This window comes from Paenibacillus violae (assembly GCF_032461945.1).
Classification (GTDB): domain Bacteria; phylum Bacillota; class Bacilli; order Paenibacillales; family NBRC-103111; genus Paenibacillus_E; species Paenibacillus_E violae.
Genome location: NZ_JAWCUD010000001.1, coordinates 792,660 through 808,311 on the forward strand (window position 1 = coordinate 792,660; position 15,652 = coordinate 808,311).

General features: G+C 48.4%; 13 protein-coding genes. 11 read left to right on the forward strand and 2 right to left on the reverse strand.

From position 1 onward, the window contains the following. The first annotated feature begins 95 nt into the window (after positions 1–95). The 10 genes from mutS (at position 96) to RQP52_RS03405 (ending at position 13,206) form a co-directional block, all read left to right on the forward strand. A complete protein-coding gene (gene mutS / locus RQP52_RS03360; protein WP_315949456.1) occupies positions 96–2,726 on the forward strand; it encodes a DNA mismatch repair protein MutS in 2,631 nt (876 codons plus the stop codon). A gap of 49 nt (positions 2,727–2,775) precedes the next feature. Next, positions 2,776–4,215 carry a S41 family peptidase gene (locus RQP52_RS03365; protein ID WP_315949457.1) on the forward strand — a complete coding sequence of 480 codons (1,440 nt, stop codon included), beginning with the start codon at positions 2,776–2,778 and terminating at the stop codon, positions 4,213–4,215. 6 nt (positions 4,216–4,221) lie between these two features. Further along, positions 4,222–6,243 (forward strand): DNA mismatch repair endonuclease MutL, encoded by a 2,022-nt coding sequence (mutL, locus tag RQP52_RS03370; RefSeq protein WP_315949459.1) that lies wholly within the window; start codon positions 4,222–4,224, stop codon positions 6,241–6,243. Positions 6,244–6,247: 4 nt separating this feature from the next. Continuing rightward, complete coding sequence (locus tag RQP52_RS03375) at positions 6,248–7,024, forward strand: class I SAM-dependent methyltransferase (RefSeq protein ID WP_315949461.1); 777 nt, start codon at positions 6,248–6,250, stop codon at positions 7,022–7,024. Next, a complete protein-coding gene (miaA, locus tag RQP52_RS03380) occupies positions 7,018–7,986 on the forward strand; it encodes a tRNA (adenosine(37)-N6)-dimethylallyltransferase MiaA (RefSeq protein ID WP_315949463.1) in 969 nt (322 codons plus the stop codon). Before RQP52_RS03375 ends, miaA begins: the two co-directional genes overlap by 7 nt. Before the next feature lie 66 nt (positions 7,987–8,052). Further along, complete coding sequence (gene hfq / locus RQP52_RS03385; RefSeq protein ID WP_127451633.1) at positions 8,053–8,292, forward strand: RNA chaperone Hfq; 240 nt, start codon at positions 8,053–8,055, stop codon at positions 8,290–8,292. 137 nt (positions 8,293–8,429) lie between these two features. Then, positions 8,430–11,027, forward strand: coding sequence for a PBP1A family penicillin-binding protein (locus RQP52_RS03390; protein WP_315949465.1), 2,598 nt, complete (start codon positions 8,430–8,432; stop codon positions 11,025–11,027). 41 nt (positions 11,028–11,068) lie between these two features. Continuing rightward, on the forward strand, positions 11,069–11,779 hold the full coding sequence (locus RQP52_RS03395; protein WP_315949466.1) for a peptidylprolyl isomerase: 711 nt from the start codon (positions 11,069–11,071) through the stop codon (positions 11,777–11,779). Positions 11,780–11,834: 55 nt separating this feature from the next. Continuing rightward, positions 11,835–12,527, forward strand: coding sequence for an alpha/beta hydrolase (locus RQP52_RS03400; RefSeq protein WP_315949468.1), 693 nt, complete (start codon positions 11,835–11,837; stop codon positions 12,525–12,527). A gap of 181 nt (positions 12,528–12,708) precedes the next feature. Further along, positions 12,709–13,206: a YdcF family protein gene (locus RQP52_RS03405; protein WP_315949469.1), complete on the forward strand. Its 498-nt coding sequence runs from the start codon at positions 12,709–12,711 to the stop codon at positions 13,204–13,206. Between the two features lie 85 nt (positions 13,207–13,291). On the opposite strand, the gene RQP52_RS03410 is transcribed toward RQP52_RS03405, so the two are convergent. Beyond that, positions 13,292–14,161 (reverse strand): SDR family oxidoreductase, encoded by an 870-nt coding sequence (locus tag RQP52_RS03410; protein ID WP_315949471.1) that lies wholly within the window; start codon positions 14,159–14,161, stop codon positions 13,292–13,294. A gap of 38 nt (positions 14,162–14,199) precedes the next feature. Further along, the gene (locus RQP52_RS03415; protein WP_315949472.1) at positions 14,200–15,000 is read right to left on the reverse strand and encodes a GNAT family N-acetyltransferase; all 801 of its coding nucleotides are present in this window, start codon (positions 14,998–15,000) and stop codon (positions 14,200–14,202) included. A gap of 109 nt (positions 15,001–15,109) precedes the next feature. On the opposite strand from RQP52_RS03415, the gene RQP52_RS03420 reads away from it, so the two are divergent. Further along, a complete protein-coding gene (locus RQP52_RS03420; protein WP_315949473.1) occupies positions 15,110–15,637 on the forward strand; it encodes a GNAT family N-acetyltransferase in 528 nt (175 codons plus the stop codon). Positions 15,638–15,652 lie beyond the last annotated feature (15 nt).

Below are 15,652 nucleotides of genomic sequence, written 5' to 3' on the forward strand. Positions count from 1 at the left end.
ACTGCTTTTTAATATTTTGCCTGTCTATGAAAAGAAAAAATAGTAGTTTCATAGTGGTTGTTAGTGAATAAAGTGATTGGTTGGAGGAACGCAAGGTGGCCCAATATACGCCGATGATTCAGCAATACTTGGCCGTGAAGGCGCAGGTCCCGGATGCATTTTTGTTTTTTCGTCTGGGGGATTTTTATGAAATGTTTTTTGAAGATGCCATCAACGCTTCCCGTGAGTTGGAAATCACCTTAACCGGAAGAGAAGGCGGCGCAGACGAGAAAATTCCGATGTGCGGCGTGCCTCATCACTCGGCTGAGAATTATATGTCTCGTTTGATCGAGAAAGGCTATAAAGTTGCGATCTGCGAACAAGTCGAAGATCCTGCTGAAGCCAAAGGCGTTGTCCGTCGCGAAATTGTGAGGATTGTGACACCGGGTACGGTCATGGACAGCAAGTTGTTAGGTGAATCCAGCAACAATTACATTGTTTCTCTGGTAAGCAGCGAAGCAGGATATGCCTTTACGGCATGCGATATTTCAACAGGAGAGTTGTATACGACGAAATTGGCTCCTTCCTGGGAGCTCGTTGTAGATGAGCTTAATGTGTACAACCCTTCCGAGATTATCACAGATGCAGCCTTATTAGCGACAATTCGCGAGTCCGGTGTCACGTGGGGACGGAGCACGGTATTAACCGAGTGGACGCAGTCGGACGAGAAGCTGTTGGACGAGCATTTTGCTGAAGATTCCGCGCTTTCTGGTTTATCGTCACTTAATCGTAACGGCGTGGCTTTACTGCTCGCTTATTTGAAAGAAACGCAGAAACGCGCACTTACTCACGTGAAACATATCAGGGTCTATGAACCTGATCAATTCATGACGATGGATCCTTTCACACGAAGAAATCTTGAACTCGTAGAGACAGTCCGCGAACGCGCGAAAAAGGGCTCCTTGCTTTGGCTGCTCGATAAGACCGTAACGGCAATGGGCGCACGGATGCTGCGCCGCTGGATCGAGAAGCCGTTAATGAGCGTTTCACGCATTGAAGAGCGTCTGGAAGCTGTTGACTTGCTTTACAATCAGCTCATCGTACGTGATGACGTGAAGCAAGCATTGAAGGAAGTTTACGATTTGGAACGTCTCGTAGCGCGTATTTCCTATGGAAATGCGAATGCCCGCGACATGGTCGCTTTGAAGCATTCCTTGCAGCAGGTGCCCTTACTGCAGGAAGTTTGTGCACAATCCGGTTCTGCGACCCTGCGTAAGCTTGTTGAGAACATGGATGTCTGCGACGACGTGATGGCATGGATTTCTAACGCGATTGTTGATGAGCCTCCGGTATCCATTCGGGATGGAGGAATGATCCGTGAAGGCTATCAGCCTTACCTGGATCAACTGCGTGAGGCGAGTACCAACGGGAAGCAGTGGATTGCGGAGCTGGAGCGCCAGGAGCGCGAAGCGACGGGCATTAAATCGCTCAAGATCGGCTACAACAAAGTATTCGGTTACTTTATCGAGGTGACCAAAGCGAACATGTCGGCGCTGCAAGAAGGCCGTTATGAACGCAAACAAACACTGGCGAATGCGGAACGTTACGTCACGCCGGAGTTGAAAGAGAAAGAAGCGCTCATTCTGGAAGCGCAGGATAAAATGATTGATCTGGAGTATGAGCTGTTCACGGAGCTTCGCGACCGGATTTCCCAGCATATCTCCAGATTGCAGAAGCTGGCGGAGGTGATTGCGACCGCCGATGTCTATCAATCTCTGGCTGCTGTCAGCGCGGCGCAGCATTTCCGCAAGCCGGAGATCGGCGAAGGCTTCGATCTCCATATAGAAGAAGGCCGCCACCCTGTGGTAGAGGCGGTCATCCAAGACGGCTCGTTCATTGCGAACGATACGCGCCTTGAAGATGAGCAAGGCCGCATCCTGCTTATTACCGGCCCGAACATGGCCGGTAAGAGTACATACATGCGGCAAGTGGCCGTCATCTGCCTGATGGCGCAGATCGGTTGTTTCGTTCCAGCGAGGTCCGCGCGCATTCCGGTCACGGACCGGATCTTCACGAGAATCGGAGCGGCCGATGACTTGATCGGCGGGCAGAGCACGTTCATGGTCGAGATGATGGACATCCAAGTGATGACGGAGAAAGCGACAAGCAAGAGCCTTGTCATCATTGATGAACTCGGACGCGGCACTTCAACGGGAGAAGGCATGGCGATTGCGCAGGCCGTTATCGAGTTCTTGCATGATCGTATCGGCTGCAAGACGCTTGTATCGACTCACTTCCATGAGCTTGCGCATCTGGAAGACAGCCTCCGCCATCTGCGGAATCATTGCATGGCGGTCAAGGAAAGCGGCAGGCAGGTAACCTTCCTGCGCAAGCTTATTCCTGGGGCAGCAAGTACGAGTTACGGCATCTATTGTGCCGAAATCGCCGGGCTGCCGGATGCAATCATTCAGCGCTCTTACGAGCTGCTGAATGGCTTTGAAGAGCGGGCGGCGGGTACTGCCCAAGTCGCCGCCGCAACAGCTGTGGCGGACGCTGTTCCTGCGTCCGCCCCGATTCAGCAGCTGTCCCTCTTCGAGGAGGACAGCGCGGCGTCTGTGTCCGGCAAGAAGAAGCCGGACACGAAGTCTCAGCTGGTGATTGACCAGCTGAAGGGGATTGATTTAATCAATATGACGCCTCTGCAGGCGCTGAATTTGGTTTACGAATGGAAACAAAAGCTGCAATAAAACGGATGGCATTCATCTATTTATTTTATAAACCCAAGGAGAGACGCACATGAAAAATCAACCTAGATTGAAAAAAATGAAGGTAACCTTAGCCCTCGTCTCTGCTTTAATGGCCGTATTGCCTGCTAGTGCCGCGTTAGCCCAAGAAGATTTGCAAACCATGCAGGTCAGGGAAATTATCGGGAAAATGCATGTGAGCGGTGTAACGGAGGAAGCATTAGCCGGTCAAAGTATTAAACAAATGATCGATGGATTGAAGGATCCTTATACGGTTTTCTTTAGCCAAGAAGAGTTTGGTAAGTTCTCCAGTTCTTTGGAAAATAATTATGTTGGTATGGGTGCACGCATCGGAATTGACGAAAAAGGCGTATATTTAACGGAAATTTTTGCAGGTTCAGCTGCGGAAATCGCCGGTTTGCAGCGGGATGACTACATCCGTGCGGTAGATGGTGTGCCTGCCTCGACAACGTCGATCGATGAAGTTCGCAACAAAATCATCGGTGTGGAAGGCTCGAAAGTAAAGATAACGGTTGCTCGCGGAGAGAAGGAATTGACCGTTGAGCTTACGCGCAAAGGGGTTAACGTCCCTGAAGTGTACAGCCAAAGCTTTACGAACGGGGTAGGGTATATCCAAATTACAGATTTCTCCAGCGATGCGGATGAGGATTTTGATAAACAGCTTGCTGCGCTTCAAGCGAAAGGTTTGAAATCGTTGATTCTAGATGTGCGCAATAACCCCGGAGGCCTAGTGGACACGGCGCAGAACATTGCCAAGCATTTCGTGAAAGACGGCGTGCTCATTCATACGAGAGACCGTAATGGCGTGGATGATCCTGTATTGATTCAAGGCGGGAGCGAACTATCGATTCCTGTTTATATTTTAGCTAATGAGAACAGTGCCAGTGCATCGGAAGTGCTTTCAGGCGCTTTACAGGATTATAACGTTGCGAAAGTAATCGGCATGCAAACTTATGGCAAAGGAAGCGTACAGCAGCTGTATCAGCTAGATAACAACAGCGCACTGAAAGTGACGATTGAAGAGTATCTGACACCAAACAAACGGAAGGTGAACAAAGTCGGCATTACGCCAGATGTGAAGGTAGATGGGCCAGCTGCGCAATTCATTACAGCTTTGCACACGGCAGGCATCCCTGATATTCAAGTTGACATTTCCAATCATTTGGTGACGTATAATGGGGTTGAAGTTAGCAGCGGTTTCGGGAACTTCCATGAAAACGGCAAATTGTTTGCAACTTCTCGCGGATTGGCTGCCTTAGTTGGGGCGAACATTACATGGAATGAAGCGAACCATACCGTCGATATTTCCGACAACAAAGGGACTCACGCCATACCGGTTGAGGATGACAAGCTAATCATCGAAAATGGCGCAAGCTATGTGAATGTTGACCTGTTCAAGCAATATTTTCCACAGCTGCAAGTGAAAGAGCAAGGAGATCATGTTTCCATCCGAGCTGTAAAGGGGAACTAAGGTATTATGGGTAAAATCCAGCTTTTAAGCGAACATATCGCGAACCAGATTGCGGCAGGGGAAGTGGTGGAACGCCCTTCCTCCGTCGTCAAAGAGCTTGTTGAGAACTCGGTCGATGCAGAAAGCACACGGATTGATGTAACCATCGAAGAAGGTGGACTGCAGTTGATTCGCGTGTCCGATAACGGGACCGGTATGGCGCTCGAAGACTGTGAATTAGCCTTTCAGCGGCACGCGACGAGTAAAATTGCGACAAGCAAAGATTTGTTTTCGATTCGCACATTGGGTTTCCGCGGCGAGGCATTGCCAAGTATAGCGTCGGTCTCCCGACTGGAGTGTGTGACAAGCTCTACCAATGATGGTTTGGGGCGGAAAATCTCCATCGAAGGCGGAACCATTCGGACGGTTGAAGAAACAGCCGCTTCGCGTGGGACCGAAGTGACGGTAAGAGATTTATTTTATAACACGCCTGCACGCCTCAAATATATGAAAACGATCCAAACCGAGCTAGGCCATATTTCGGACTATATGTACCGGTTAGCGCTAGCTCACCCCGGCATTGCCTTCTCGCTTAAGCACAACGGCAATATGCTGCTGCAAACGCTGGGCAACGGCGATTTGCTTCAAGTCATCGCTGGCATATACGGCACAGCTATCGGCAAGCAAATGCTTCCAATCCAAGTGGATAGCTTGGATTACACCATCACGGGCTTCGTTGCGAAGCCCGAAATGACGCGCGCGAATCGCGGCGGCATATCGACCATTGTGAATGGCCGATATGTCCGCAATTTCGCGCTGAATCAAGCGCTGCTGCAGGGGTATCATACCCTGCTGCCGATCAACCGCTTCCCGGTTGCAGTGCTGCAAATCGGGATGGACCCTGCCCTGGTGGATGTGAATGTGCATCCATCCAAGCTTGAGGTCCGCTTCAGCAAAGAAGCGGAGTTGACGGCGTTAATCGAGGCGGAGGTCAAACGATTATTCGGCCGACAAGTGCTGATTCCTACGGGAAGCAAGCCGTCAGCCCCGAAGGGTGCCTATATTCAGGAGCAGCTGGATCTCACGCGAACGTTTGAACCGTTAACAGCACCGAATCCTGGTGTTCCAAAAGCAATGGAAATTCCGGTGGAAACGGGTGCTCCGCGGGTTCAAATCAAAGAAAGCGTGACAGCTTACAAACCTGAGCAGCCGAAACCGGTATATGAACCGTCGGCAAGAGCGGCAGAGCCTAAATCATGGTCTCCTCCTGCAGAGGTTCAAAGAAATACAACCAGCGCGAGCCCGTCGTATTCTAGCAGGGCCTCATCAACGCAGGCTGCCAGCTCATATTCGCCGGCATCCGCAAACCCAAGACAAGTTTCGATTCAGCAGCAGCGCCGCACGAATGAAGCCTTCATGGATTTGCTGCCTTCGAATGAAGAGAACGATCAGCCGAAGCTGCCTGCTTTTCCAAGCTTAGAGCCTATCGGTCAAATGCATGGCACCTATTTGATTGCACAAAATGGCGATGGCCTATACTTAATTGATCAACATGCTGCACATGAGCGGATTAATTATGAATATTATTATGAGCGTTTTGGCAATCCTGCTGAGGCAAGCCAAGAACTGCTTGTTCCGATAACACTGGAGTTTACACCTTCAGAGGCTGGGATCCTCGCGGATCGATTGTCTCTTTTTGAACAAGCCGGCGTGTTTATGGAAGCATTTGGCGGGAATACGTTCCTTGTTCGCGCTCATCCTCATTGGTTCCCGTCAGGGGAAGAAAAAGGAATCGTTGAAGAAATGTGCGAATGGGTGCTTAGCGAGAAGAAGGCGGTTGATATCGCCAAATTGAGGGAGAAAGCAGCGATTATGTGTTCCTGCAAAGCCTCAATTAAGGCGAATCAAGGACTTAGTGTCTTGGAGATGGAGACGCTTATTGACCGACTTGCCGGCTGCCGAAATCCGTATACATGTCCGCATGGACGACCTATTGTTGTTAGTTTTACGACCTATGAACTGGAAAAAATGTTTAAGCGAGTGATGTAACCCCGTGATTGTAACGACATCTTTTGATCCTTCGGTTGAGACGGTAAGCAAAGCAGGGCGATTGGCTGAAGCGTATGGCGGCCGATTCGTCCCCCGAAGGAAGTATTCTTTGGAACATCTTAGGAAAAATAATAATGATTCTGCCCTTCTGCTTGTGACCAGGGAAGAGATCAGGTACTATGAAGATGACCATCCTGCAGCTTTTTTCCATCCCAGTATGGCACTCGTTCGCGTGAAGCGTATGTTGAGAGGTGAAACAGACCTATTGATTGAAGCCTCCGGTGCGGTAGGTGGCGATGTCATTGTGGATTGTACAGCAGGTTTAGCGTCAGATTCGATCGTGTTCTCCTTCGCCGTCGGCGCGCAAGGAAGCGTTACTGCAGTAGAAAGCGAAGCCATTCCGGCCATGTTGATTCAAGAGGGCTTAGCGCTCTACGAATCAGAGGTGGCGGAGCTTAACGAGGCCATGAGGCGTATATCGGTTATCAAGCTGCATCATCTTGCCTATTTGCAACAATTAGGTTCAAAAAGCGTGGATGTTGTATACTTTGATCCGATGTTTCGCAATCCCATCGAAGAATCTCAAGCGATATCTCATCTTAGAAGGAATGCGAACGATGAGGCCATCACGCTGGATTCAATCGAAGAGGCCAGGCGTGTTGCACGCAAAAGCATTGTGCTCAAAGAAAACAGAGACAGCAAGGAATTTGCGCGTCTTGGCTTTGAGCATGTATTACGATCGACGACCAAAACAACGTATGGAGTGATTCGACTGTGTTAGCCCCATCAGCCAAGCCGAAATTACTCGTGCTTCTTGGTCCCACGGCAGTTGGCAAGACCAAGCTTAGTTTAGAAATTGCCCAGAAGTTCGGGTGCGAAATTATTTCCGGAGATTCCATGCAGGTCTACCGGGGGATGGATATTGGAACAGCCAAAGCGACCGAAGCTGAACAGCTGCTTGTTCCACATCATTTAATTGATATTCATGATCCATCCTACCCTTTTTCGGCAGCGGAATTTCAAGAACGTGTGAAAGCATTAATCCTTGATATCCACTCGCGTGGAAAACTTCCTTTTATCGTTGGCGGTACAGGCCTATATATTGAATCTGTCTGTTATAACTATCAATTTACAGATGTCAGTATGGATGAAGCGTTCCGTCTCGAGCAGGAGGCTTACGCGATTCAGCATGGCGACGAAGCCCTGCACTTAAAGCTGCGTGAAATTGATCCGGATAGCGCAGACCGCCTGCACGCCAATGACCGTAGACGGGTGATTCGGGCTATGGAAATCTATCATGTCTCCGGTGAGACGATGACTTCCCATTTGGCCGCCCAGAAAAAAGAGTCCCCGTACGAACTATGTATCATTGGACTGACGATGGATCGTGCGCTTCTCTATAAGCGCATTGAAGAGCGCATCGACGAGATGATGCAAGAGGGACTCGTGGACGAGGTTCAGTCGATTTTGTCAGCAGGTTGTCCGAAGCAGGCCATTTCTATGCAAGCACTTGGCTACAAAGAAATCGTCAGCTATTTGGAGGGCGAGCTTACTCTTGATGCGGCTGTGACGCTGCTGAAGCGAGATACGCGCCGTTTTGCCAAGAGGCAGCTGTCCTGGTTCCGGCATATGAAAGATATTAACTGGGTGGATGTAACGGAGCCGGCAAATTTTTCTGCCCATTTCGAAAAGATTAGTGATATACTAGCAGGAAAGTTTGTACATAAAATTGAATATAATTAACAAATATGACCACTAGAAAATAGCGCCGTCAGGCGATAGTTTCATTCCATTAAGGGGGACCTACTGATGAACCGATCCATTAACATTCAGGACAACTTTTTAAATCAACTTCGCAAAGAAAGCATTCCCGTAACCGTCTATCTTACGAATGGGTTCCAAATCAGAGGGCTTATCCGCGCTTTTGACAATTTCACGATTATCATTGACAGCGAAGGCCGTCAGCAAATGGTGTACAAGCATGCCATTTCTACGTTCACGCCGCAACGCGCTGTTTCTTTAATGGCTGCAACGGAAACAACGGAATAATATTCCTTTACTCGTTTGGTTTTGCAACTTTTTAATGGACTGAACCGTCTAACCGAATAGAAACTTGTGGGAGCAACCTTGTTTAAGGTTGTTCTTTTGTTGGTTAATAGATAAAGAATTGTACAACGAGGGAGTCGGTGGATTTGGAGAGACCTACGAATAAACAGTCAACAACGAATGCCAAAACGAAACCACAAGGCAAGAAGAAAGGTCCTAAAAAGAAAAAGTTTAATTTTCGCAAATTAATCTTAGGTTCCATTATAGCAACGATATTGGCAATCATTTGTGCAATGGCTATTTATATTGTCGTTATTATGAACGGCTTTAAGATTCTGGAAATGAATATCGATAAAATCGAGACGACGACGGAATCAACCCTTATTTATGCGCAGGAAGAAGGCAAGGATGCACAGCCTAAGGAAATCGCTAAGATTTATAAAGGCGAGAACCGGGAGAGCGTGAACATCAAAGACGTTCCGGAACGATTAAAGCAGGCGTTTATTGCGACGGAAGATCGCCGGTTTGAGCAGCACTCCGGTGTAGACTTCTGGGCGATTGGCCGAGCGCTTGTCAAGGACGTTATTCATATGAGCGCCGTTGAAGGCGGAAGTACCATTACCCAGCAGTTAGCCAAAAACGTATTCCTCAGCTCAGAGAAGACAGCGTTCCGTAAAGGAACGGAGATGTCCATTGCGTTTGCTTTGGATGAGAAGTATACCAAGGATGAAATTCTTGAGCGGTATTTAAATCGCATTTTCTTTGGCAGCAATGCTTATGGCATTAAAGCGGCAGCCAAGGTTTATTTTGGCAAATCCAACTTGAATGACTTAGAGATATGGGAGATGGCTACCTTAGCCGCTTTGCCGAAGGCACCTTCGAAATACTCGCCGTTAGCGAATCCGGATCTGTCCAAAGAGCGAAGGGGTGTCGTGCTTAAATTGATGGCAGATCAAGGTTATATAACGGAAGCTGAACGTGCGAAAGCTGCTGCTGTGGATTATACACCTCCTGCGGTGGCCGCTACGAGCACAAAGGATTACGCCAGCTACGTGGATTATGTGATGAATGAAGCGGAAGATATGTACGATATAGATGAAGATGAGTTGTTGACAAAAGGTTACCGCATCTACACAACGATGAATACGAAGGCGCAACAAATCATGGAGACAACCTACGCGAATCCGAGCTTTTTCCAGAAGGATGCAACGGACGGGCAGAAAATTCAGAGCGCAATGGTTATTGTAGATAACAAAACAGGCGGTTTGATGGCGATGATCGGCGGTCGAGATTACAAATCGCGTGGGTTTAGCCGTATTTATTCCAAAAGGCAGCCGGGTTCTTCTTTTAAACCAATCGCAGCATACGGACCTGCGCTAGAGAGCGGGGATTATACGCCATATTCCATATTGGATGATTCTCAAACTTCATTTGGGAATGGGACTTATTCGCCACGCAACTATGACCGTGTAACGCATGGTCAAGTCACGATGTTGGAAGCTGTGAAAAAGTCGTATAACTTAGCTCCAGTCTGGCTGCTAGATAAAATGGGCGTAAATGCAGGTATCAATTTTGCTAAAAACCTGGGCATCCAGTTAAATCCGACGAAAGACAGAAACTTGGCTATCGCCCTTGGAGGTCTTACGGATGGGGTTTCACCGCTGCAAATGGCAACTGCCTATTCAGCGTTCGCGAACCAAGGATCACTCAACAAAACCCATGCGATTCTTCGCATAACGGATGCTCAAGGGAAAGAAATCGCTGCTTATAAAGCAGAAAAAAAACAAGTGATTCAGCCGAAAACCGCTTATTATATGACCCTTCTTCTTCAAGGAGTTGTCGAAACAGGCGGCACGGGTACGAAGGCGAAATTCAATCGTCCTGTCGCAGGTAAAACAGGGTCAACCGGTTTGGATATTAAAGGTATCGAGCAGTATGACCGTGATGTCTGGTTCGTTGGCTATACGCCGGAGTGGACAGCGGCCGTGTGGGAAGGCTTCGATAAGGTGGATTCGAAGCACTATGTAACTGTCGGCAGCGGAGGCACAGCCGCACTTTTCAAAGAAATCATGTCCAAGTCACTGGATGGCGTTCCTATCACCAATTTCGTGAAGCCTGCGAATGTGCCGACACCAACGGAGACGCCTACTGGAGTTACCGATCTAGCGGCTGTTTATGAGATTGATAAGAAATCTGTTAAACTAACATGGACACCGGTTGGCGAGAAGACGAGTTATAATGTGTACCGTAAGGGTTCCAAGGAGACGGATGCTAAACTTCTGATCCAATCGCCTACACCAATCGTGAATGATTCGTCGGTATTCAGCGGGGAAACGTATCAGTATTATGTTGTTCCGTTCAGTGCAGATACGAATGTCGAAGGCGCCAGATCGAACGTGGCTTCTGTGGAAGTTCCTAAGGATGACACGCTTCCGGACGGAACGAAGCCGTCTACATCACCGGGAGTGTCGCCTACACCTTCACCAGGCAATGGGATGGACCCGACTAATCCGACGCAATCACCGGGAACGAAGCCTACACCTACGCCAACGCCGGGTAACACGGTCAAGCCAGGTGGAAGCACGAATCCAAGTCCAACTCCGAGTTCAAGTCCGAACTCAAGCAATGGACCAAGTCCGACACCTACGCCATCGAACAAACCGGGTAATGGAACTCCGGATAAACCGAAGGATGGCAAGCCGGATGGGGAACAAGTCATTGTTCCCAAAACGCCGTAATGCAGTTATTTGAAACCCACCACTAGACGGAGGAATTTACAATGAATTTGCTTAAACCAGCGAAACTATTACCACTCACATTGATCGCACTTACGATGCTTGCTTCGGCCTGCGGCAACAAACCAGCGGAAACTGCTGGCGGTACGGCTACGCCAAAAAGCGGCGCGACAGCGCCGGCTGCTTCTGCTGTCGCCTCACCAGCGGCTACTGCAGCGGCAAAGCAATGGAGCAAGGCTCCGGATATGACGATTGATACAAATAAAAACTATCAAGCGGAAGTGACGACGTCGAAAGGCTCGTTTACGATTGATCTTTATGCGAAGGAAGCTCCCAAAACGGTTAACAACTTCGTGTTTTTATCCAAAGAAGGCTTCTACAATAACGTGACGTTTCACCGTATTATCAAATCATTCATGATTCAAACAGGGGATCCGCAAGGAACGGGCATGGGCGGTCCTGGATACAAGTTTGCTGATGAACTCAAAACCACGCACAAATACGAGCCTGGTACAGTCGCAATGGCGAATTCCGGCCCGAATACGAATGGCAGCCAGTTTTTCATCTGCTCAGGTGATGATTGCGCGAACTTGAACCAAATGCCGAATTATACCATTTTCGGGAAAGTGACGCAGGAGGGCATGGCAACAATTGCGAAAATTGCCGATACCCCTGTAGAGAAGGGCGGAGAAGCTACGCCGAGCAAACCGAAAGAAAAGGTAACGATTAATACCATCACGATTAAGGAAAAATAGAATAAATTAAAATGTATCGACGTTACAATGGAAAGATTGACGGGAGGGATGCCGGGTGAAACAACCCTGTTTATTGTTCCACGGATTTACAGGTGGGCCTTATGAAGTTGAGCCGTTAGCTCGGCATTTGCGTGAACGCGGTCAACTTTGTAAGGTGCCGGAACTCCCATGGAATGGGGATTCCAAAAACCAACTGAAAACTTCCCGCTGGGAAGATTGGGTGAGGGCAGCCGAAGAGCAAGCGGAGAAAATGACGCAAGAATACGGCGAGTTTGACATGGTGGGCTTCTCGATGGGTGGTTTGCTGGCCGCGTATTTATCCGTGAGATACCCGATTCGCAAACTCATTTTATTAAATACGGCAGTAATTTATGTAAGTCCAGGCCGGATGCTTGAAGTGATTCGTGATGAGTGGAAATATGAGAGGAAAATTTCGCTCGACAAGGCCAAATCAACACCATTGAGAGCCACTTGGCAGTTTGCGCGGTTAGTTAACAAACTAAAGCCCGAACTTAGTCAAGTGAGTATTCCTACGCTAATTGCACAATCAGAGAAGGATCAAGTGATTCATCCACAAAGTGCGCGTTACATTTATAGCAAAGTGAAGGGTCAACGTGAGCTCCACTGGCATCCGAGATCCAACCACCTTATTTGCCATAGCGATGATGCGGCTACATTGTTCCGACAAGTAAGCGCATTTTTGGATAAGGAGCACCTGGATGACAGCCAAAACAAACATGAACCATAAGCAACGAACGGTTTCCCCAAAACCGCGCAAAGCTGCAAAACCATCTTCAAAAACTGGTTCAAAGTCGAAATTTCGCCGTAGGCTAGCTTTTTTATTCCGAACTGTTATCGTTTTGTTCCTTCTCTGCGTTGCTTGGATTATTTACGTTCAGTGGAAGGTGCAAGTCGCTCCAGACCAAGTTTTGCCTAAGCAGGTTGACGTCGGCATTGTATTAGGAGCATCGCTGCGTCAAGATATTCCAAGCCCAGGGCTTCAGGAACGCTTGGATTTAGCTGTTAACTTATATAAACAAGGAAAGTTCAAGCAATTGATCGTAAGCGGCGGTTTGGATCATAATGGCTCTAAACTGACTGAAGCAGAGGGCATGCGCAATTATTTAGTCCAAAAGGGGCTGCCCGCCAAAAGCATTCTGATCGAACCAAGGGCGACAAGTACGTACGAGAATTTGTTGTTTTCCAAGCAAATTATGGACGAGCAGGGCCTAGTGAGCTCCATCATTGTGACGCACTCTTATCATGGCTCACGATCGCTTGATATTGCGGAAACGGTAGGATTGAAAGAGCCGCTCGTTTCATCCATCGATTCCAAAGTCCTGTTCATGCCGTATCATGAAGCTAGAGAAACGCTTGCTTATACGAAATGGATATGGGACAAGCTGATGCTCAAGGTAGGCGTCTAAGCGTAGCGGACTCCAGTTCCGATGAGATGTTCGTCAAGCCGAAAAGAACCGTCAGGATTTCCCTGACGGTTCTTCTTCTTATTCTTTATCCATTAACAATCGTTCCGCCATTCACGTGAAGCACCTGACCCGCCATATAGGAGGAATCCTCGCAAGCCAGGAAGACATAGCTTGCTGCAAGCTCACTTGGCTGCCCTGCGCGCTTCATCGGCGTCGTTGAGCCGAAGGTCGCGACTTCCTGCTCGGTGAAAGTAGACGGAATCAGCGGTGTCCAGATTGGACCTGGCGCGACGGCATTCACGCGAATGCCCTTGGCGTTCAGCTGCAGGGAAAGGGAGCGTGTGAAAGTAACAATCGCGCCTTTCGTGGCGGAATAGTCGATCAGCTGCTCATGTCCGTGGTAAGCTGTGATGGAAGCTGTATTGATAATGGCGCTTCCCGATTTGAGATGGGGGAGAGCAGCTTTAGTTAAATGAAACAATGAGAAGATATTCGTTCTAAAGGTTCGTTCGAGCTGTTCGGACGTCACATTCTCGATGCTTGGCTGCGGATGCTGCTCGGCGGCATTGTTCACGAGAATATCGAGTTTCCCGAATTGTTGAACGGCTTGCTCGATAATCTTCTTGCAAAAGTTCTCATCGCCAACGTCACCTGCGACATGGAGACATTTACGGCCTGCCTTCTCCACATGCCGCTGCGTTTCTTCCGCATCTCCGTGTTCATTAAGGTAGACGAGCACGACGTCGGCGCCTTCTTTGGCAAAGGCTAACGCAACCGCCCGGCCTATGCCGCTGTCGCCTCCGGTAATTAGCGCGACCTTATCTTTCAGCTTGCCGGCTGCTTTGTAAGCAGCGTTGTCAAACTCGGGACGCGGGTTCATCTGTGACTCAATGCCAGGCTGTGTATTTTGATGCTGTGGTGGAAAAACAGGTTTTGGCGTAGTAGCTGTTGCCATGCACTTAGACTCCTTTCCTATCCTTAACAAATTCTTTGTTAGGATGTTGCAAAGGGGCGCAAATCATACTTAATTCGGTAATGATAGCGATACTTGGTTTGGTAGCCAAGCTTTTCATATAACAAAACAGCGGTCGTATTGGAAGCGACAACTTGCAAATATTGCTGAGTTGCGCCATGCTCCAGACTCCAAGACGAGAGGGCATGCAGAAGATAGTAACTCAGACCTTGGCCTCGCTCTTTCTCGCTTACAACCACATTCAGAAAGCCGGCATATTCGCCTTCGACGATAGCCGTAGCGACGGCGATAATTTGATTATCTTTTTTTAGTTTTACAAAACCTTTAGTCTTCGAGATTCGGTCACATATTCCTTTGTAGCAGTCTTTGAGCGTCTTGTCGTAACGTTCAAGCTCAAGAAAAGCATCCAACCATTCCTCGTCCACTTCGCCTATCCATTCGGTCGTAATCGACAAAGGGGGTTTCAGCAAAAGTTTCTCCTGTGCTAATGCAGTTGCTTCTTGAGCGTCAGCAAACATCATGAGACATGGAAGCTCATGGACATACCCCTGTGAATCCAACATCTCGTCCAACCCAGGAGGGGATGCATCGCTAATATGAAAAGTGGCAGGAAGGCCTTTGTCTGCATAAAATTGTTCGACAAGCGGCAGCCAGTCGGCGGTTTTCGGGTAATCACCGATGGCAAGCACACTATTGGCGCGCTTCGTGACACCTTGTGTGGCTCGCAACTGCCAGTGATCGATATAGGTGGTAATCTCGGCAGGCCAAGTGTTGGATGCAATCGTATCGATTTCATTGAAAAAAGTGATTGAATCGTTCATCAAAAGTAAACTCCTTTCGATTTTTTCAAGGTGCTTTAAATAAATATACATATTAATGTATAAAAATACAATATCAAAAGTGGAAAAATACGGTCCATTGATGTAAGCTATGAAACAACGGAAAGTTTATGGCAAACTGGCGACAGGAGTGGATGATTTGGAATTTATCATACGACGAGCGCGTTCCGAAGACTATGAGGCAGTTAATGCCATCATCCGTTTCGGTCAAGAGGAGCATGCGGCTGCTTTGCCTAAGTATTTTGCAAGATTGGATCGTGTCGTTGCCATGGGGTGGTACCGAAGCTTTTCCGATCAGGTGAACAAGGTTATTTGGGTCGCTGAGAAAAGCGGGCAAGTGGTGGGTGTGGCGATGCTGGAGATGAAAAAAAGCCCTTCCTATGAGGCGCTGGTGCCACGCTCTTACGCTTATTTAAACGAACTCGCGGTGTCTCCTGACTTCCAGCGGCAAGGCATTGGAACGTTGCTTTATCAAGCATCTGCAGCGTGGGCGCGGGATCAGGGGGCTTCCTTCCTTGAGCTTAATGTATGGGAATTTAATGAGAGTGCCATCGCGTTCTACCGATCTTTGGGCATGTCCACACTCAATCGAACGATGACGTCCGATTTATCAAACTAGTAAAAGGAGCATACG

Coding starts and splice junctions, on each gene's coding strand:
- RQP52_RS03410 (WP_315949471.1), bottom strand. CDS start 14,161: ATGGCAACAGCTACTACGCCAAAACCTGTTTTTCCACCACAGCATCAA.
- RQP52_RS03415 (WP_315949472.1), bottom strand. CDS start 15,000: ATGAACGATTCAATCACTTTTTTCAATGAAATCGATACGATTGCATCC.
- hfq (WP_127451633.1), top strand. CDS start 8,053: ATGAACCGATCCATTAACATTCAGGACAACTTTTTAAATCAACTTCGC.
- RQP52_RS03365 (WP_315949457.1), top strand. CDS start 2,776: ATGAAAAATCAACCTAGATTGAAAAAAATGAAGGTAACCTTAGCCCTC.
- RQP52_RS03420 (WP_315949473.1), top strand. CDS start 15,110: ATGAAACAACGGAAAGTTTATGGCAAACTGGCGACAGGAGTGGATGAT.
- RQP52_RS03395 (WP_315949466.1), top strand. CDS start 11,069: ATGAATTTGCTTAAACCAGCGAAACTATTACCACTCACATTGATCGCA.
- mutL (WP_315949459.1), top strand. CDS start 4,222: ATGGGTAAAATCCAGCTTTTAAGCGAACATATCGCGAACCAGATTGCG.